Raw genomic sequence first — 14,495 nt, forward strand, 5'->3', positions numbered from 1 at the left:
TGCTCCCAGCCTCACCGACGCTAGGCCTACTGCTTACCCGGCCAGCGCACGGGCCTCTGCCTGGTCCCGCTCGCGCATCTTTCGCTCCAGCAGGAGCCCCATGCCCACGATTACGATCGGGTACATGAGGAACGTCATGCCCGTTTCTGTCAGAAAGCCAAAAAACGACAGAGGCGCCGGTCCCAATAGAGCGATCGCGAGGTCAATCGAAAAACTAACCGAGAAACACAGCATCCCAAAGATGACGCCCTCACGGGCGAACGCTTCTTCGGTGGACCCCAGGTACAGCAAGCTAAAGAATACGCCGCATAACCCCATGCTGAGTGGCATGACGGTATCGAAGAGTGGATGCCCCTGCTCGCGCAAAGGGTGGATGGCGGATGAAGTGATGTAGGGGATAAGCCAGCCCATGAATGCATATAGCAGGGCTTTAGGACGTGCGTGCATGGTATACCTCCAGCGCTTGTAGCGCATTTGAGAACTGATACCGATTGTGAGACGATACACTATGTCGAGACAGAGGTGCCATGGATGCTGACGCTCTACAGGTGGATTCAACAATAACACACAGAGTTGCGGGTCATTTCCAGTCAGACGTGTAGGTGTTTTTTCCCACCATTTTATGCGCCTTGTAGGGTATTTCGCCTCCTCGAAAGGTATCTTCCCCTTACATGAACACCCTCGGCAGACCCATGGCGCACACCCAGTCGACGCGCATGCAGCGCGTTCAGGATCCCATTATACCCATCGTCGCCCGTCTCATTCGAGACAACGCGGGAACGATTTCACTGGGCCAGGGAGTAGTCCATTACGGCCCGCCCCCACAGGCGCGTGAGGCGCTGGCCGGCTTCTGGGAGTCGCCCGCTAACCATCTCTACAACAGTGTGCAGGGGATGCCGGCGCTCCGGGCGCGCATCACGGAAAAGTTGGCGCATGAGAATCAGATCGTGGTGGAGGACGAGCGGCAGCTATTTGTCACCGCCGGCGGCAACATGGCGTTTATGAATGCGCTTGCTGCCATCGCCAGTGCCGGCGATGAGGTGATCCTGGTGGCGCCGTATTATTTCAACCACGAGATGGCGATCACGATGTTGGATTGCCAGCCCGTGATCGTTCCGTCCGATGAGCGCTATCAGCTGGACCTGGAACGGATCGAACAGGCCATCACCCCCCGCACCCGGGCCATCGTGACGGTTTCACCCAACAACCCCTCGGGCGCCGTGTATCCCGAGGCAGATCTTCGCGCTGTGAATGCCGTCTGCGCCCGGCGGGGCATATACCACATCAGCGACGAAGCCTACGAGTACTTTACCTTCGGAAACACGGTCCATTTTTCACCCGGTAGTGTACCCGAGGCCGGCAATCATACGATTTCGTTATTCTCCCTCTCGAAAGCCTACGGGTTCGCCGGCTGGCGCATCGGCTACATGTGCGCTCCGGCGCCACTCCATATGGCCATCGCGAAAGCACAGGACACGATGCTCATCTGCGCACCCATCGTCTGCCAGCTCGCGGCCGCTGGCGCCCTGGAAGCCGGCCGGGCTTACTGCACGCCCTTTATCGCCGAGATGGGCCGGCTACGCGACCGGGTGCTGAACGCTCTGACCCCTTTGGGTGGGCGGGTGCGTATCCCCTCGCCGGATGGGGCCTTTTATGCGCTTCTGCGCCTGGATACCCCGCTGGCTCCGCTGGTCCTGGTGGAGCGCCTCATTCGCGAGCATCGGGTCGCGGTCATTCCCGGCACGGCCTTCGGTATGATGGACGGGTGTTATATCCGGGTAGCCTTCGGAGCGCTCCTAAGCGAGACGGTAGAAGAAGGCGTAGGCCGGCTCGTAGAAGGACTACAGCGGCTGATATAGACCCGTTAGAGCACTCCCATCAATTGCAATCCGCCCTCCAGCTGCTCCGGGGATTCATAAAGCAGCGTTTGAAATCCGAGCTGCTCGGCCACTTCGATATTGGCCGCCTTGTCATCGACAAACAGGCATTGCTGCGGTTTGCGTTTTATGCGGCGCAACAGGATATGGAAGATCGCCGGATCAGGCTTGGCTACCTTTTCTTCCCCGGATACAACCAGCTCCTCGAACCAAGACAGAAACGAGAACCGACGCTTCATGATTGGAAAGGTCTCGGCGGACCAGTTGGTTAGCGCGCACAGGTAACTATCGCCCGCGTGAAGCCTGGATAAAATGCGTACGGTTTCGTCAATCGGGCCCCCCACCATCTCATCCCACTGCGCATAATAGGCCCGAATGAAGGGATCGTAGGCGGGATATTCTTTAATACGCTCGGCGATGGCCCGCTCGAACGTGATGCCCCGATCCATCTGCTCGTTCCATTCCGCTGAGCAGATATGCCTCAGGAAGTACTCCATTTCTTCGAGATCGGACCCGAATAGCCGGCGATAGAGATACCGCGGGTTCCAGTCGATCAGAACCCCACCCACGTCGAAGACAATCACTCGTTTGTCCCGGGAGATAAGACGGCTTTCCATGATTTGCTGGCTGTCGAACAGAGTTTACGGGCCGGGGCCCGCTGTATCTGTTGAAGTATCGGCCGCCGCCAACTGGACGATAATGCCGAGTGGTTCACGTGAGATGCGTCTTTACAAACGCGGCCGCGCACTCCATCATGGTGCCAAAATCCGGATTCCGCGCCTCCAGCACGAGCGGTTCACCCGCTGGCCCGTGCGGCGCGAGTACATCCTTCTCCAAAACAAGCGAAGCATGCCGCACACCTCGCTCCTTTGGGATTCGGTAGAAGCAGGTGGTGGCCTCGCCACCGGTGTGATGAGAAACCAGTAGTTCCACTTCGCCTATATCCGTGACCGTATCGGCTTCCGAGTGGGCGACAAACAGGGGCTGCGCGATGTCCGCGTACTTCTCCCGGTCCGGATACCGGTCTTCGATATACCCTATGAGGCGGGCCAGCGCCGCCGCGCCTTCATAGTCGTGGCGCGAATAACGATAGGGATTGATCCCGATGAGCGGATGCTCGCGATCCTGGCGATCAGCCATGTACTTGACGAGGGGCGTAAACCGGAGGAGCGTTTCCGTGAAGTTTCCCAACGGGCCGGCCAAGTCCAGTGCGGCCGAGAACAAAAACAGTCCTCCTGTGATCATCTCGGGCGCCGTGATCGCCTTGTACACGCCGAGGGTGGCGCCGGTTGAAAGCCCTCCGATCGATACACGCGGAGCCAGGCGTACGGCCAGTTCGGTGATGAGGTCCACTTCCCGCATCCACTGCTCGGGAGTTACGCCTTTCATCCCATCCGGTGCTTTGAGTCCGTGCGCCGGCAGGAGCGGCAGGAGGACGTCGAAACCCATTGCATGCAATTGACGGCCAACGGCATCCACGTAGTATGGCGAGTCGGTCAAACCATGCACGAGAACGACCGCATTTCCTACCTGGCGTTCGTGCAGGTACAGGCGCGGTTCGCAGCCCGGCCGAAGTTTACCTTCAAGCGGTTCGTAGTGGCGATTCCACAGATCGCGAATTACGCGTTTCGGCATAGGTGATATCTCGGGGGACTATCAGACAACGAGTAGTACAGTGGACTCCGCGCAAGCGTGTCTCCTACAACGCATGCCGAGTGCGCACGTTCACGGCGTCTACGCCGCGTTTCGCGGTGAAACGAAATCTAGTGCGGCCGGGTTAATTTAGGCCCATTCCACATAGTGTCCACCTATCCACCGAGTCGATTTCCCATGGCTCCGCCGTCCAATGAACCCTTTGCCGCGGCTGTATTACGGCAAATCGGGGGATACAACTCCCACTACCTCCTGATCCCGCCGGAGATCGCGGATGGATATCGAAGCGCCGGAGTTAAACGCGTCATCGCCACGTTGAATGGCCGACCGTTTAACCGCGCCATCCTGGGTAATGCCGATGGGGAACGGTTCCTGGTCGTGGGATTACCCATCCTGCGTGACATCAAAGCCCGGCCTGGCGATATCGTCATGATCGAACTCATGCCGGACCCCGAACCCGACCGCATCGAACTGGGCATCGAGTTTACCGAAGTGCTGGAACTGGACGACGAGGCCGCGGAACGTTTTTACAGCTTCACCCCCGGCCGTCAGCGCTCGATGGCCTATTACGTCACCAGCGCCAGGAGAGAGGAAACCCGCATCAAGCGATCGCTCGATCTCGCACACAAACTCAGAACGCGTACGCTGTACGGAGACCGCGAACAGGAGCTATGAACAGTGTTTGACTCCTTTGCCTGGCCTCAGGCATCGAACAGCCTATTCTCCGCCAGGCACATCGCAAGTTCTCGGTACGTCTCGCGGATGGCCGCCGGCGTCGGTTTTGCGCCCAGCCGACGTATGATGCGACTCGAAAGTGAGCCTCGGGCCAGCACGGCCTCCAGCACATCAACCAGCTCGGGTTCCACATCAGCCCGGACCTGCTCGAAGAGGTGCTGCCACACGCTGCCGGCATCGGCCGAGAGGGCCGATAGGCCCATTGTCGCCAGATACGCTTGGTCGCGGATGATGGTGCGTTCGCCGGTGCAGATCACGTCGAGGAAGAGGGCCGCAAGATCGTCCTCATGCCAGCGCTTCTGCGCCTCGTAGCCACACCAGCGCTGATCCACGAGCGCCCTGGTGACCGCCGCGATCCCGGCGGTAATGGCCAGATCGGCGGCCGGGCACTCCTGAATGTCGACGATGCGGATTTCGATCGCGCTGCGGTCAAATCGAGCAATCGCTCCACGCGAGTTCATGAACGTGGATTGCAGGATGCCCTGGCCGTCAAAGGGCGCGATACCTTCCTGGATCGGGAGGTAGATTCGCTGGTGGTAGTCGGCCTGCGTGAAAACCGCCTCCGGGACCACCTTGCCGGCGATTGCAGGAATCCGTTTCTGGTTATGCCGATAGGTCTCGAGCCGGCTATCTAAGAATCCGGTATACGCCCCATCCAGCAGGGGTGTGCTGGCACTTAGCGCCGGGATGATGGGGAGCAGGAGGCGAATGGCCGCGTGTAGCCGACCGAACTCGTCGTCTCCATCAAACGGCAGGTTGATGTGAGTGCTCTGGAGGTTCGCCCATCCGTGTCCCCGGCAATCGAATATCTCGTTGTAGAGTTGGTAGACCTCGTTGAATTCGTGCGGCCAGAGCTGTGTCTCCTTGAACGGATCCATGAACGGATGGGCTCCGGTCGGCATCAGCATGGCGCCAAACGGCGCCAGATGGTCGTTCACGGCCTGGACGTTAGCGGCAAACAGCGCCGATAAGCCGGCAAGGGTGGGTGCTGGCCCGTTGGTTTTAAGCTCGATGACATGATTCACGAGCTCGTTCGACCAGCCGATGGCGCCATTTTCGATGTCATCATACGTGCCCGACACCGCAAATAACATGGCATCGACAATCGGGCGGATCGCGAGGGTATCGCGGTCCACCACCATGTATTCGAGTTCGACCCCGAAGGCCTCAAACAGGCCGTGACGACGGTTGAGCGGCATGCGCAATACCGAGTTTGGCTTCTATGCGCGTTTTTAAGGCCTGGATGATACGGACATAAAGCTCGTCTTTCAGCACATTGTCTTCGACCCCGACATCGATATTCGGGTTGTCGTTTACCTCAATCAAATAGGGCTTGCCATCAATTTCCTTCAGATCCACCCCGAACAGGCCATCGCCTATCAGGTTCGTGGCTTTTAATGCGGCCTCTACGATAGCCGGCGGAGCGTGTTCTACCGGGATCGTTGCATATTCGCCCATGATATCCTCCTTCTCCCCATGCCAGTTATAAATCTGCCAGTGCCCCTTCGCCATGAAGTACTGGCAGGCGAACAACGGCTTGCCGTCCAGGATGCCAATCCGCCAGTCAAAAGTAGTCGGTAAATACTCCTGAGCGATCACCAGCTCGGATTCACTGAGCATCCGGTCCACTTCCGCTTTGAGCTCCGCCGACGTTTGTACCTTTTTCACACCCACCGAAAACGACGAATCCGGCAGCTTCAGGACGCACGGAAGCCCCAATTCTTTCTCTAACGTATCCAGATTGTCCGCATGTACGATGACTGTTTTCGGCGTGAGGATCTTGGCCAATTGGAGCACTTCCGCCAGATAGACCTTGTTCGCGCAACGAAGAATGGCCTTCGGCGTGTCGATCACGGCCATCCCTTCGGACGAAGCCCGGCTCGCAAACCGGTACGTGTGATGATCGACCGCTGTGGTTTCACGGATAAACAGGGCGTCGAACTCGCCGATTCGGCTGTAGTCCTCTCGCGTAATCAATTCGACGCTGAAACCCAGTTTTTCCGCGGCGTCGACGAATTTCTGGATGGCCTTGGGGTCCGACGGCGGCGATTTCTCCTCGGGGTTCACCAGTATCGCGAGGTCGTACAGGAATTCGCTCGCCTTCGTTTTATCGTACCGTTTCTTGGCAAAGTACTGCCGCGCCGTCTGTTGGACGAAATCCACATGACTATCTGGAATCTCACTGCGGTCGATCGCGCGAATGCTCTGTAAGATCCATTTTTTCAAGCTCTTACTCCACGTAAAACGAGCCCTCAGCAACGGCGCCTGGAACAGTTTGTATAGCTCGAGGCTGAGCCGGTCGTGTTGCGTCGCAATGTTTTTACCGAAGTAGATACTCAGCACGAACTCCTCCCCCTTGATCCGTCGGAGGCTCCGTTGAATGAGATCGTCCAGCTCGTCGGACTCAACACGTACCACCGACGGGTTCTTCAGGTCCTGAATGGTCTTCACATTTGGGATTACCTTGTGGCCGCGCGCTTCGGCGAGAAGCGAGACATAATAGCCGCGCGACTGGTAGCTGTAGCTCCGGCACAGGTTAAACACCCGTACGTTCTTGAGCGCGGCGAATTCGGGATTGGTCAGGTATTGCTTGGCGGACACGACCTCGACGCCTGGCACATCGAGCGTCCAGAGTTTAGGGTAGTGTACTACGACGAGCTTTTTCATGGAGACGAGAGTGGGGATATCATCAACAGATTGGCATCGTACGTCACGACGCCCAGCATGATGGCATTCACGAGACGATTCAGGCCGACCTTGTAGTAACTCTGGCCTGTAAGCGGATTACGCTTGTAGGGATCGGCAACGATCACGGAGCCGTTTTCGAAACCACAGAGCACCACGAAGTGCCCCATCGGCTCTCCTTTGAGATCATCGTATACAGACTGATCCAGATGGTTGGTGTACTCTCGAGTGCAGGCGTACAGGTAGGTGGCGCTGAGTCCGGCGAGGATTGGAAGCCGACGGTCGAAATACCGTCGCAGCAGTTCATGGGTCAGATCCTCGAAGAGAAAGCTGCCTCCGGCTTCGAGGAAAGCGATGTAGGCATCCGTCGTTGCTTTAAACTTCTTTCCCGTTTTATAACGGAGTTGATCTTTCAGCTTTAGAATCAGCGTTTCATTAGGCAACAAATCCCAGCTCGGGTCCAGAATCTTGAGGTTGTATGAGTAGATCTGCGCCTGAAACCCGCGACGGAGTGCATCCAACCCGAGAAAAACCGCCAGCGTCCCCCCCTCCTCCAGATTTTCCACCGAGCCGATCACTTCCTCAAGCTGGACTGGGTCGCCGAAGTACTGATAGACCGCCTGAAGACTCGTCGGACCGCACGTGACATCGTCGGGCTGTTCGAGCATCTTGATGTCAAGTACCGGAGAGAAGGGCATGGCGGAGGAGCAGGGCTGGGTATGGTGCGGATCAATCGAAGTTGTGCGCCAATGTTCCAGCCGTCCGTGAGGAGCTGGCGATACATGGCGTGGAAGCGGTCCCTGATTCCGGCCCTCCGCTAACGAACAATTCCTATCAACCCTTCCTCGCTTCACGCAAACGCCCCGCAAGATGCAGGAAAAGCAATAGTAAGCCTACCATGAATACAAACTTGAGCCAGAGGGGCATCGGCTCCACCAGGCGCGATCCTTCACTCGGCCTGGTTTGGTCCTGCTGGACCTCTTGCCCGTGCGCCACGGGCACTACCTCGGAGCAGGTGGCCATCTGAACAAAAAGGTAGTTCTCTTTGGTCTCTCTCGGGGAGACGATTGCGCAGAGACCTGACTGATCGGGGGTGGAAGCTCCCCTCGCTTCCTGGACAAAGCGCCGGCGTGCTTCGTTATCGTGACGCAAGCCGTAGGGCAACACCATCAGATGGACCAGCGTTCCATCCTCCGCATCAAATGCCGTATACACCTCCCCTACGCCTCGAGTGCCCGCCTTGTCCAAAATACGGTATTCCAGAAAGAGCTGGCCAACAGGCCATTCTGTCCGCTCTTCGGGCCTTTTCATAAGTGGTAGCCCGTTCTGGCCTCCCTCTTCGCCGGCCGTCGGTGCAATCACACGACCCGCTGAGGGTGGTGCGACCGGTTTTAATTCGAGCACGCCCGTTTGCACAATCTGAATTGGTTTCCGTTTTGGAAGGACTTTAATATCAACATGCTGATTGGCACCTGGCGCCAGGTCGTACTCGTTTTTTTTGAGTTCTATATAATGATTAAGTGGAAGTGAGGCCGGCTCTATCGTCAGGGTCCAGCGACCCGGACGCAGATCGGTGTACGAGAATTGGCCTCTCCGATCCGTCGTCTGGACGAAGTGTTCGGGTCCGTTGCTGATCTCGACACGGATGCCAGCCAATCCTCCTGACTGCTGAATGCCATTACCCCCCTCTGGCCCTTCGACAAAGAAATACTGCCGGACTCGACCTGATATGGATACGCTGCGGACTATCATTATATCAAGTTCCGTCACTTTGTCGCTTATGGCCAGCTCAATCGGGAGCGCTTGTGTCGGGAGGCGATCCAGACCTATGGTGGAGCGGTCGATAAACAGGTAGTGTGTGCCCGCACTCGGGTAAAGGAACTGATATTTCCCCTCCGTGTCGGTGAGCGTGTGGTTTTTTCCAAGCCTCAGCAACACGTCGGATATCCCTAAGCCGGTCTCTCCATCGATGACGCGCCCTGAAATCATTTTAGGCGAAGCTTCCCTCCAAGTGGGCACATCCAGCGGAACCGTATAGCTCAACGCATAGTCGCTGCTACCATGCTTGATGCCGCCGCCGAATGTGTTGTAGCGTGTTTTAAACGAAATGATATGACCAAAGGGTAGGCGATGGTCGTAACCAATCGTTGCCTGGGTGTATTCGGGCAGACGTGAGTTCTTTTCTATACTCGTGTACAAGCTCACATCCATACGCGACCGCCCTGAAAGGGTGACATTAGCGCTTATGTTCGCCAGCCAGCGCTGCTGCTGGCGAGCGCTGTAGCGTGTTTGACCGTCGAGATGTTCTACGGACAAGTTATAGGCAATCCGGGGCATTTCGATGCGGGAGCGCAGTTCGATGCGTTGGTACGTGCCCGTGTTATCAATGCCCGAGCTTTTTAATCGATTTTGCCCTTGCTCGAATACGCCTGTCAAACCAAAGCCCTGCGCCGTGAAGCCGGACGAGACACGTATGGCCGTGTAGGTGCGATCTTGTTGGGCTACATGCTGAACCTGGTCGTCATAATACACGTCAAAAAATGCCGATCGCTGAGCAACCCGGCGCCATAACCCACCTCCGAATCGATAGGCTCGAGTCGTTCGATTCGCCGGGTCCGCGATGGATTCGCTTTCAAAGCCTCGCGACTCGGCCCGCCAACTGCCCTCGAAACGCAACCAGCGCACGGGTCTGAAGATGAGATTCGCTGAACCGAGGTCAAGATCGCTGTAGTAGCCCGGGTATAGTGGATCGGCATGGACCAGACGGGCTCCGTACGCAATCAGGGACTGGTTGCCGACTAGTTCAAATGAGGCGGCTTTGGTCAACTTCCCCAGTCGACGTCCGACCCCCACTTCGGTGTCGATCTGTGTGTTGAGTGCCGGCCTGACTACGCCGCGTAGTGTAACGGCCTGCCCTTCCACATAACCTGTCCGACGAAGGGCGTTAGCGCTCAATTCTGTTATCGAATTGAGCCTGTAACGCACAAAAGCGGTCTGTTGGCCTTGTTCCCCGACCGTTTGCCGGCCCTGACCGTGGAAGGCGCCAATCCCAAAGCGCCCGACACTCGTTTCTCCGCCTGCACCGAACAGATACCGGCCCCATTCGGTTAGTGGCGACAGTACATGCGTTTGATCACCAAGTCGTAGGGAGCCTTTATCTCCTGAAAATGCCAGCCGATATTCATCACGTAGCCCAAAGGACGAGCGGTCACGCCGATCGGGTGCGCGCAATAAAATATCCATTGTAGTCCCCCCTGGGCTCCGGCTCCGACCGGTCACTTCCAACTGCGTTCCGGCTCCGCGTTGATCCCCGGTCGTTCGCAGGGTGGTCGCCAGTGGGTATTCGCGAGCGACTCGCGGGACGTGCGGGGCTCGGGGAATCACGTCAATACGTGTAGACGCGTCCACCGTATGCTCGGGGGCATCCCGTACCGAGGCCTCGACTCGCAACGCATAGTGTGTCGTGACAGGAATTAGACGTGGCGTTTCAACGACCAGAGCAAGTTGACGTGATCCCCCGACAGGAAGCTCGATCGAGGAGGCCTCGAGGGTTGATTTCCAGTTTAAATTCCCCCTGGCGCTTAGCAGGACGGTGATCTCTCTGTTACCGCGATTATGGAGGAGAATGGTGGCCCGGATGGGTTCGCCGGCGCGCACATGACGCGGGAATTCAGTAATCTGAATATCAGCGAGGCTCGACGGACGGACGGACACCTCTACTTCCGCCTCGGCGGAAGATTCAGCGTCTCCGTCATACCATACGGTAAGCCGTATCACATAAGGCGTCGGTTCCGCCTTTTCTGGCACTTTGAAACTGATCAGGCGAGAGATGGAATCCCGGGCGGCGACCATGAACTCGGAGGGGGGGATGATGGCGCGCCAGCCATCTGGCACTTCGACCGCGGAAACAACAAGGCGCTTTTCCGGATCGGTGCTACTGACTCGAAAAACGGCGGTGTATACCTCTCCGGGCACCGCCTCCACGAACGTAGCGCCGGCGACATCTACCCGCACCCCGCGACTCATCTGTCCAGTCGCTGTTGACCCCACCGCCACGCTGATCGACAGGAATGAAAGGAGGAAGATACGGGACGCGATATATCCTTGGCAGTTTCCCACTGTTATAAGACGAGCGTATACTGAGCTCCAACGATGTAGTCGCCAGCGGCCTCGACAACAATGAGTGCCTCATAGTTGCCCTTCGCGAGGTGGTTTAACTCCATGCGCTGCATGACCGATGTGCCTGGATATAACCGGAAAGAACTCCCCATGAGGCGCTCCTTCTCGCTGCCGGCCGCATCGTAGATCTCTACCCAGACGGACGGACTGATCATCGCGTCTCCGGTGTTTTCAATTATGACTTCCAACACCTTGCGGCCATCCGCCTCGGCGATCAAATCAACCCCCGTAAATGAGACATCATAGCGCGCCTGTTCCTCGATGTGCGTGGCCACTTGAACCCCATAACGCATTACCTGGCGTACACCATATTCAACCGCTTGAGGCTTCCTGGGCAGACGCGATTCGGAGTCTCCAGCCTGTATAGGCTCTACCATCAACATGCTCCAATACGTGCCAGACAAGGGCTCCCCACCCACCGACTCGGGTACCGTCACCGAATAGTTGACGGGTATGGTTTCGCCCGGGGGAATAAGGAGGAGGGCAGGGCTGAAGTCGATCCAGGTAGCATTCGAGCGCAGCGTCGATCCAGGTTCACCGTATTCATTGGTGCCATCGGCGTAAAACAGATAGTCGGTCTGATATATCTTCGCTTCTTGCGGCTGTGCCGTATCGTTTCTGATGAGGATCTCAGCGTGGTAGATCATTCCTGGCTTCACCGGTTTATCCTGAGCGAGTCCGGTTCGAAGCGAGATCTGACCACGCGCATCGGCTGCCATACAGAAGAGAAGCAAGAGAAGGCTGCGTCGCATCGTCGACATAGGGTTTTAATGCTTATTGTGCCGTCAGTGTAAATGTAATCGTATGAACGTCATCCCCATTGGCTGCACTCGTTCCCTGCGCAGCCGTGGCTTCAGCACGGTACTGAAGCGTCCCGCTTCCTATTACACTCTTGCCAATCGATTGTATGAGATCAATGGCGGCCATCCCGTCTGCAAGCGACCGTTCTGGTTGGGCAGTCCCCTCCACCACGCCTGTCGCTACCAGGTACAAGGAAAAGGACTGACCGGGACAGGCCGTGGAAACCGTTATTTTGAAGGCGTTCTGGGTGCCGTTGGTCGACCAATCGAGCCTGGTTGCGGTATTCGTTACCGATTGAGGTTGTGATCCCGCAATGGCCGAAACGATAGTGAGTGTGGGGTTGCCTCCCACCACGGTAAGCGACAACGGGGGTGTTTCGTTCATCCAACCCACCCCCAGCAACAAGGCCAACACACCGGGCCCCGCGGCGGCGAAAGCCAGCTTTCGATTCATTCAGTTTGTGTGAACTTGGCTCGGCGGGATTCATCCCGCGGTATGCAGAAGAAATGCGATCAAGACGCTGATGTGAATGCGCCCATACTACGCAGTCAGTTTATGGCTGCGGAGTCTACGTGAAATGAAAACCCGTTATTCTGAAAATCAAGGCCGCTTTATTACCAGGAAGCGTATTGAAGAGCGGATAACATACCTCGACGGGCATCGTGGTTGAAGTGAAGAGCAGCAGGATGCGGCTCAAATATTTGTAATCGTAAGGGTGACCGTATGCGTCTCGCCGGCAGGCTCATTGGGCACGGCGGCAGCGGTTGCCGCTGCCGTGTATTTGATTTGCAGTGCCATTCCGGTGACACGCGTAATGCCTGTAACAAGGTCTGATGCACTCCCCGACGTCAGGGTGACTTCTCCGGCTGATGTGGCACCAGCTGGTTCCGTCAATTCGATAGCGAGGCTGATGCCGGCTGCATAGTCTACATCCAGCTGCCCGGTGATCTTCTTGTTCGCCCCATTACTCGTGATGTTGTACGTTGTCGTGAGGTCGGTCGCATCGTCGGGCGCGCTGCCGGCCGTCGCTGAATTGATCGTGATGGTCAGGGTCGCAGCTGAAACGGTGATCTCATTAATCTCCTGAACGACCACTGTCACGTTTTGTGTCTCGCTCTGAGCAACAACCAGCGGCGCTAGCCACAGGCTAGCAATCAGAAGAGTTATGACAAGTTTGAAGCTACGCATCTTGGCTACGGTAAGGCTTTGATACTGTCGGGCACGTCTGATCACCCACTCTCCCAGGGATCGGCCATCGCGATTCAGCCTTTAAGTGTTTTCACTTACGACATTAATGATCGGGTTTTCTGTGGATTTCATGCGGACGGGGGCGGTTTTCGAGGCGCGATGCGGCGGTTCCCACGAGCAAAAGAGCGAAGAGGACCGCTGAATCGACACATAAGGCAGGCGGCGTCTATCAAAAACATCCTGACGCTACTTCGCACGAAAATGCAAATCGGATACCATCACTCCGTCCGCAGCCCCTGGCCGTCTTTTGTCGATCGCGGGTGCTTAATCGAGCTGGCAGAAGGAAAATCCTGCCGATGGAAGGTGCGACTGACTCCCTCCCGTAGGGCTCCCCGAAGGGCGGAAGCAGACGTCTTCTCCGGGTGTTGCATCGTAGCGCTGCCCTCAACCCATCAACCAGGTAACGTGTGTGACGTCACGGTGCAATTATTAAAACACATATGTAATGACATATGATTATTTTGGACAAGGGCTCCCCGACACAGCGGGTGTGTGGCCGTTGAATCCAACGTCATGCTCCTCCTGAAGGATGTGACCGTGTGTCAGGAGGTAATCTCGGCGAGGGTCTTCTCGAAGTACAGCAGGGCTGGCGTAGAATCAGCCGTGAGGGGTGGTTCTATCGCCTGAAATCCGAGCGACTCATACAGTGCGATGGCCGATGTCATCGTCGGCAGGGTATTCAGGCGTATTTCGCTGTAGCCCAACACTTTTGCGCGTTCTATGAAGCGTTCGACGAGTAGTTTGCCCAGTTGTTTACCTCTGTACGCCGGCCGCACATAGACGCGTTTGAGTTCGCAAGCGCCATCGGAAAGTGGTCGAAGCGCCGCGCACGCCGCCGGGTTACCTTCCCATTCTACCAGAACCAACACCCCTTCCGGCGGTGCGTACCGTCCCGGTAGTGAGTCGAGTTCGGCCTCGAAGGTTTGAAAGCAGGCCTCTGCGTCTACCTCCGCCCGATATTCGAGAAACAGAGTCCGAACAACGTCCAGATACGGAGAGAGGTGAGCGGGTATGAACTCGGCTTGCTCGGGTTGTGGCTTCATGGGTTGGAACGGGTTAACGGGGAATCTTCAGCTTCACACCCGGGCCGATCGGAGTATCGAGGTTTACCTGATTCATGATAGCGATATCAAGATCGCTGAAACCGCGGGGGAGGGGACTGGGCAGAAACGTGCTGAATGCCCCGCTGCGTGTCGTTGTGGTGATGTCGATGCGGGTTGGCTGGACATTGATTTTTTTCTGATCCGTCAGGGCCTTGAAGCCGCCAAAGGTGGTCTGGAAGGCCGGCGCATACGTGTCATAGTCCGCCGCCGCGGC

Annotated in this window: 14 protein-coding genes; 2 read left to right on the forward strand and 12 right to left on the reverse strand. The window is 57.0% G+C overall.

Annotated elements, in window-relative coordinates; genetic code table 11:
- Positions 1-33: 33 nt before the first annotated feature.
- On the reverse strand, positions 34-447 hold the full coding sequence (locus SH809_17195; protein ID MDZ4701452.1) for a hypothetical protein: 414 nt from the start codon (positions 445-447) through the stop codon (positions 34-36).
- A gap of 245 nt (positions 448-692) precedes the next feature.
- Here SH809_17195 and SH809_17200 point away from each other — a divergent pair, with 245 nt between their 5' ends.
- On the forward strand, positions 693-1,859 hold the full coding sequence (locus SH809_17200; protein MDZ4701453.1) for a pyridoxal phosphate-dependent aminotransferase: 1,167 nt from the start codon (positions 693-695) through the stop codon (positions 1,857-1,859).
- Positions 1,860-1,864: 5 nt separating this feature from the next.
- On the opposite strand, the gene SH809_17205 is transcribed toward SH809_17200, so the two are convergent.
- Both SH809_17205 and SH809_17210 read right to left on the reverse strand, forming a co-directional pair.
- Entirely contained in the window at positions 1,865-2,494 is a 630-nt protein-coding gene (locus tag SH809_17205) for an HAD family phosphatase (GenBank protein ID MDZ4701454.1), read from the reverse strand.
- Positions 2,495-2,588: 94 nt separating this feature from the next.
- Positions 2,589-3,512: a hypothetical protein gene (locus SH809_17210; protein MDZ4701455.1), complete on the reverse strand. Its 924-nt coding sequence runs from the start codon at positions 3,510-3,512 to the stop codon at positions 2,589-2,591.
- A 195-nt stretch (positions 3,513-3,707) separates the two neighbouring features.
- On the opposite strand from SH809_17210, the gene SH809_17215 reads away from it, so the two are divergent.
- Entirely contained in the window at positions 3,708-4,205 is a 498-nt protein-coding gene (locus SH809_17215; protein MDZ4701456.1) for a YdeI/OmpD-associated family protein, read from the forward strand.
- Positions 4,206-4,231: 26 nt separating this feature from the next.
- Here the strand turns inward: SH809_17215 and SH809_17220 are convergent, their stop codons facing one another.
- The 9 genes from SH809_17220 to SH809_17260 all read right to left on the reverse strand — a co-directional run.
- Entirely contained in the window at positions 4,232-5,464 is a 1,233-nt protein-coding gene (locus tag SH809_17220; protein ID MDZ4701457.1) for a glutamate-cysteine ligase family protein, read from the reverse strand.
- Positions 5,433-6,932, reverse strand: a complete 1,500-nt coding sequence (locus tag SH809_17225) for a RimK family protein (GenBank protein ID MDZ4701458.1) — start codon at positions 6,930-6,932, stop codon at positions 5,433-5,435. Before SH809_17225 ends, SH809_17220 begins: the two co-directional genes overlap by 32 nt.
- Positions 6,929-7,648 (reverse strand): hypothetical protein, encoded by a 720-nt coding sequence (locus tag SH809_17230; GenBank protein MDZ4701459.1) that lies wholly within the window; start codon positions 7,646-7,648, stop codon positions 6,929-6,931. Before SH809_17230 ends, SH809_17225 begins: the two co-directional genes overlap by 4 nt.
- A 136-nt stretch (positions 7,649-7,784) precedes the next feature.
- Positions 7,785-10,802 carry a hypothetical protein gene (locus tag SH809_17235; GenBank protein MDZ4701460.1) on the reverse strand — a complete coding sequence of 1,006 codons (3,018 nt, stop codon included), beginning with the start codon at positions 10,800-10,802 and terminating at the stop codon, positions 7,785-7,787.
- A 269-nt stretch (positions 10,803-11,071) separates the two neighbouring features.
- Positions 11,072-11,881 (reverse strand): hypothetical protein, encoded by an 810-nt coding sequence (locus tag SH809_17240; protein MDZ4701461.1) that lies wholly within the window; start codon positions 11,879-11,881, stop codon positions 11,072-11,074.
- A 22-nt stretch (positions 11,882-11,903) separates the two neighbouring features.
- Positions 11,904-12,383: a hypothetical protein gene (locus SH809_17245; GenBank protein ID MDZ4701462.1), complete on the reverse strand. Its 480-nt coding sequence runs from the start codon at positions 12,381-12,383 to the stop codon at positions 11,904-11,906.
- A gap of 240 nt (positions 12,384-12,623) precedes the next feature.
- A complete protein-coding gene (locus SH809_17250; GenBank protein MDZ4701463.1) occupies positions 12,624-13,118 on the reverse strand; it encodes a hypothetical protein in 495 nt (164 codons plus the stop codon).
- A gap of 602 nt (positions 13,119-13,720) precedes the next feature.
- A complete protein-coding gene (locus SH809_17255; protein MDZ4701464.1) occupies positions 13,721-14,221 on the reverse strand; it encodes a GNAT family N-acetyltransferase in 501 nt (166 codons plus the stop codon).
- A 13-nt stretch (positions 14,222-14,234) separates the two neighbouring features.
- Positions 14,235-14,495 (reverse strand): peptidase M48 (locus SH809_17260; protein MDZ4701465.1); only part of this gene is annotated, 261 nt, incomplete at its 5' end.

This window comes from Rhodothermales bacterium (assembly GCA_034439735.1).
GTDB lineage: Bacteria > Bacteroidota > Rhodothermia > Rhodothermales > JAHQVL01 > JAWKNW01.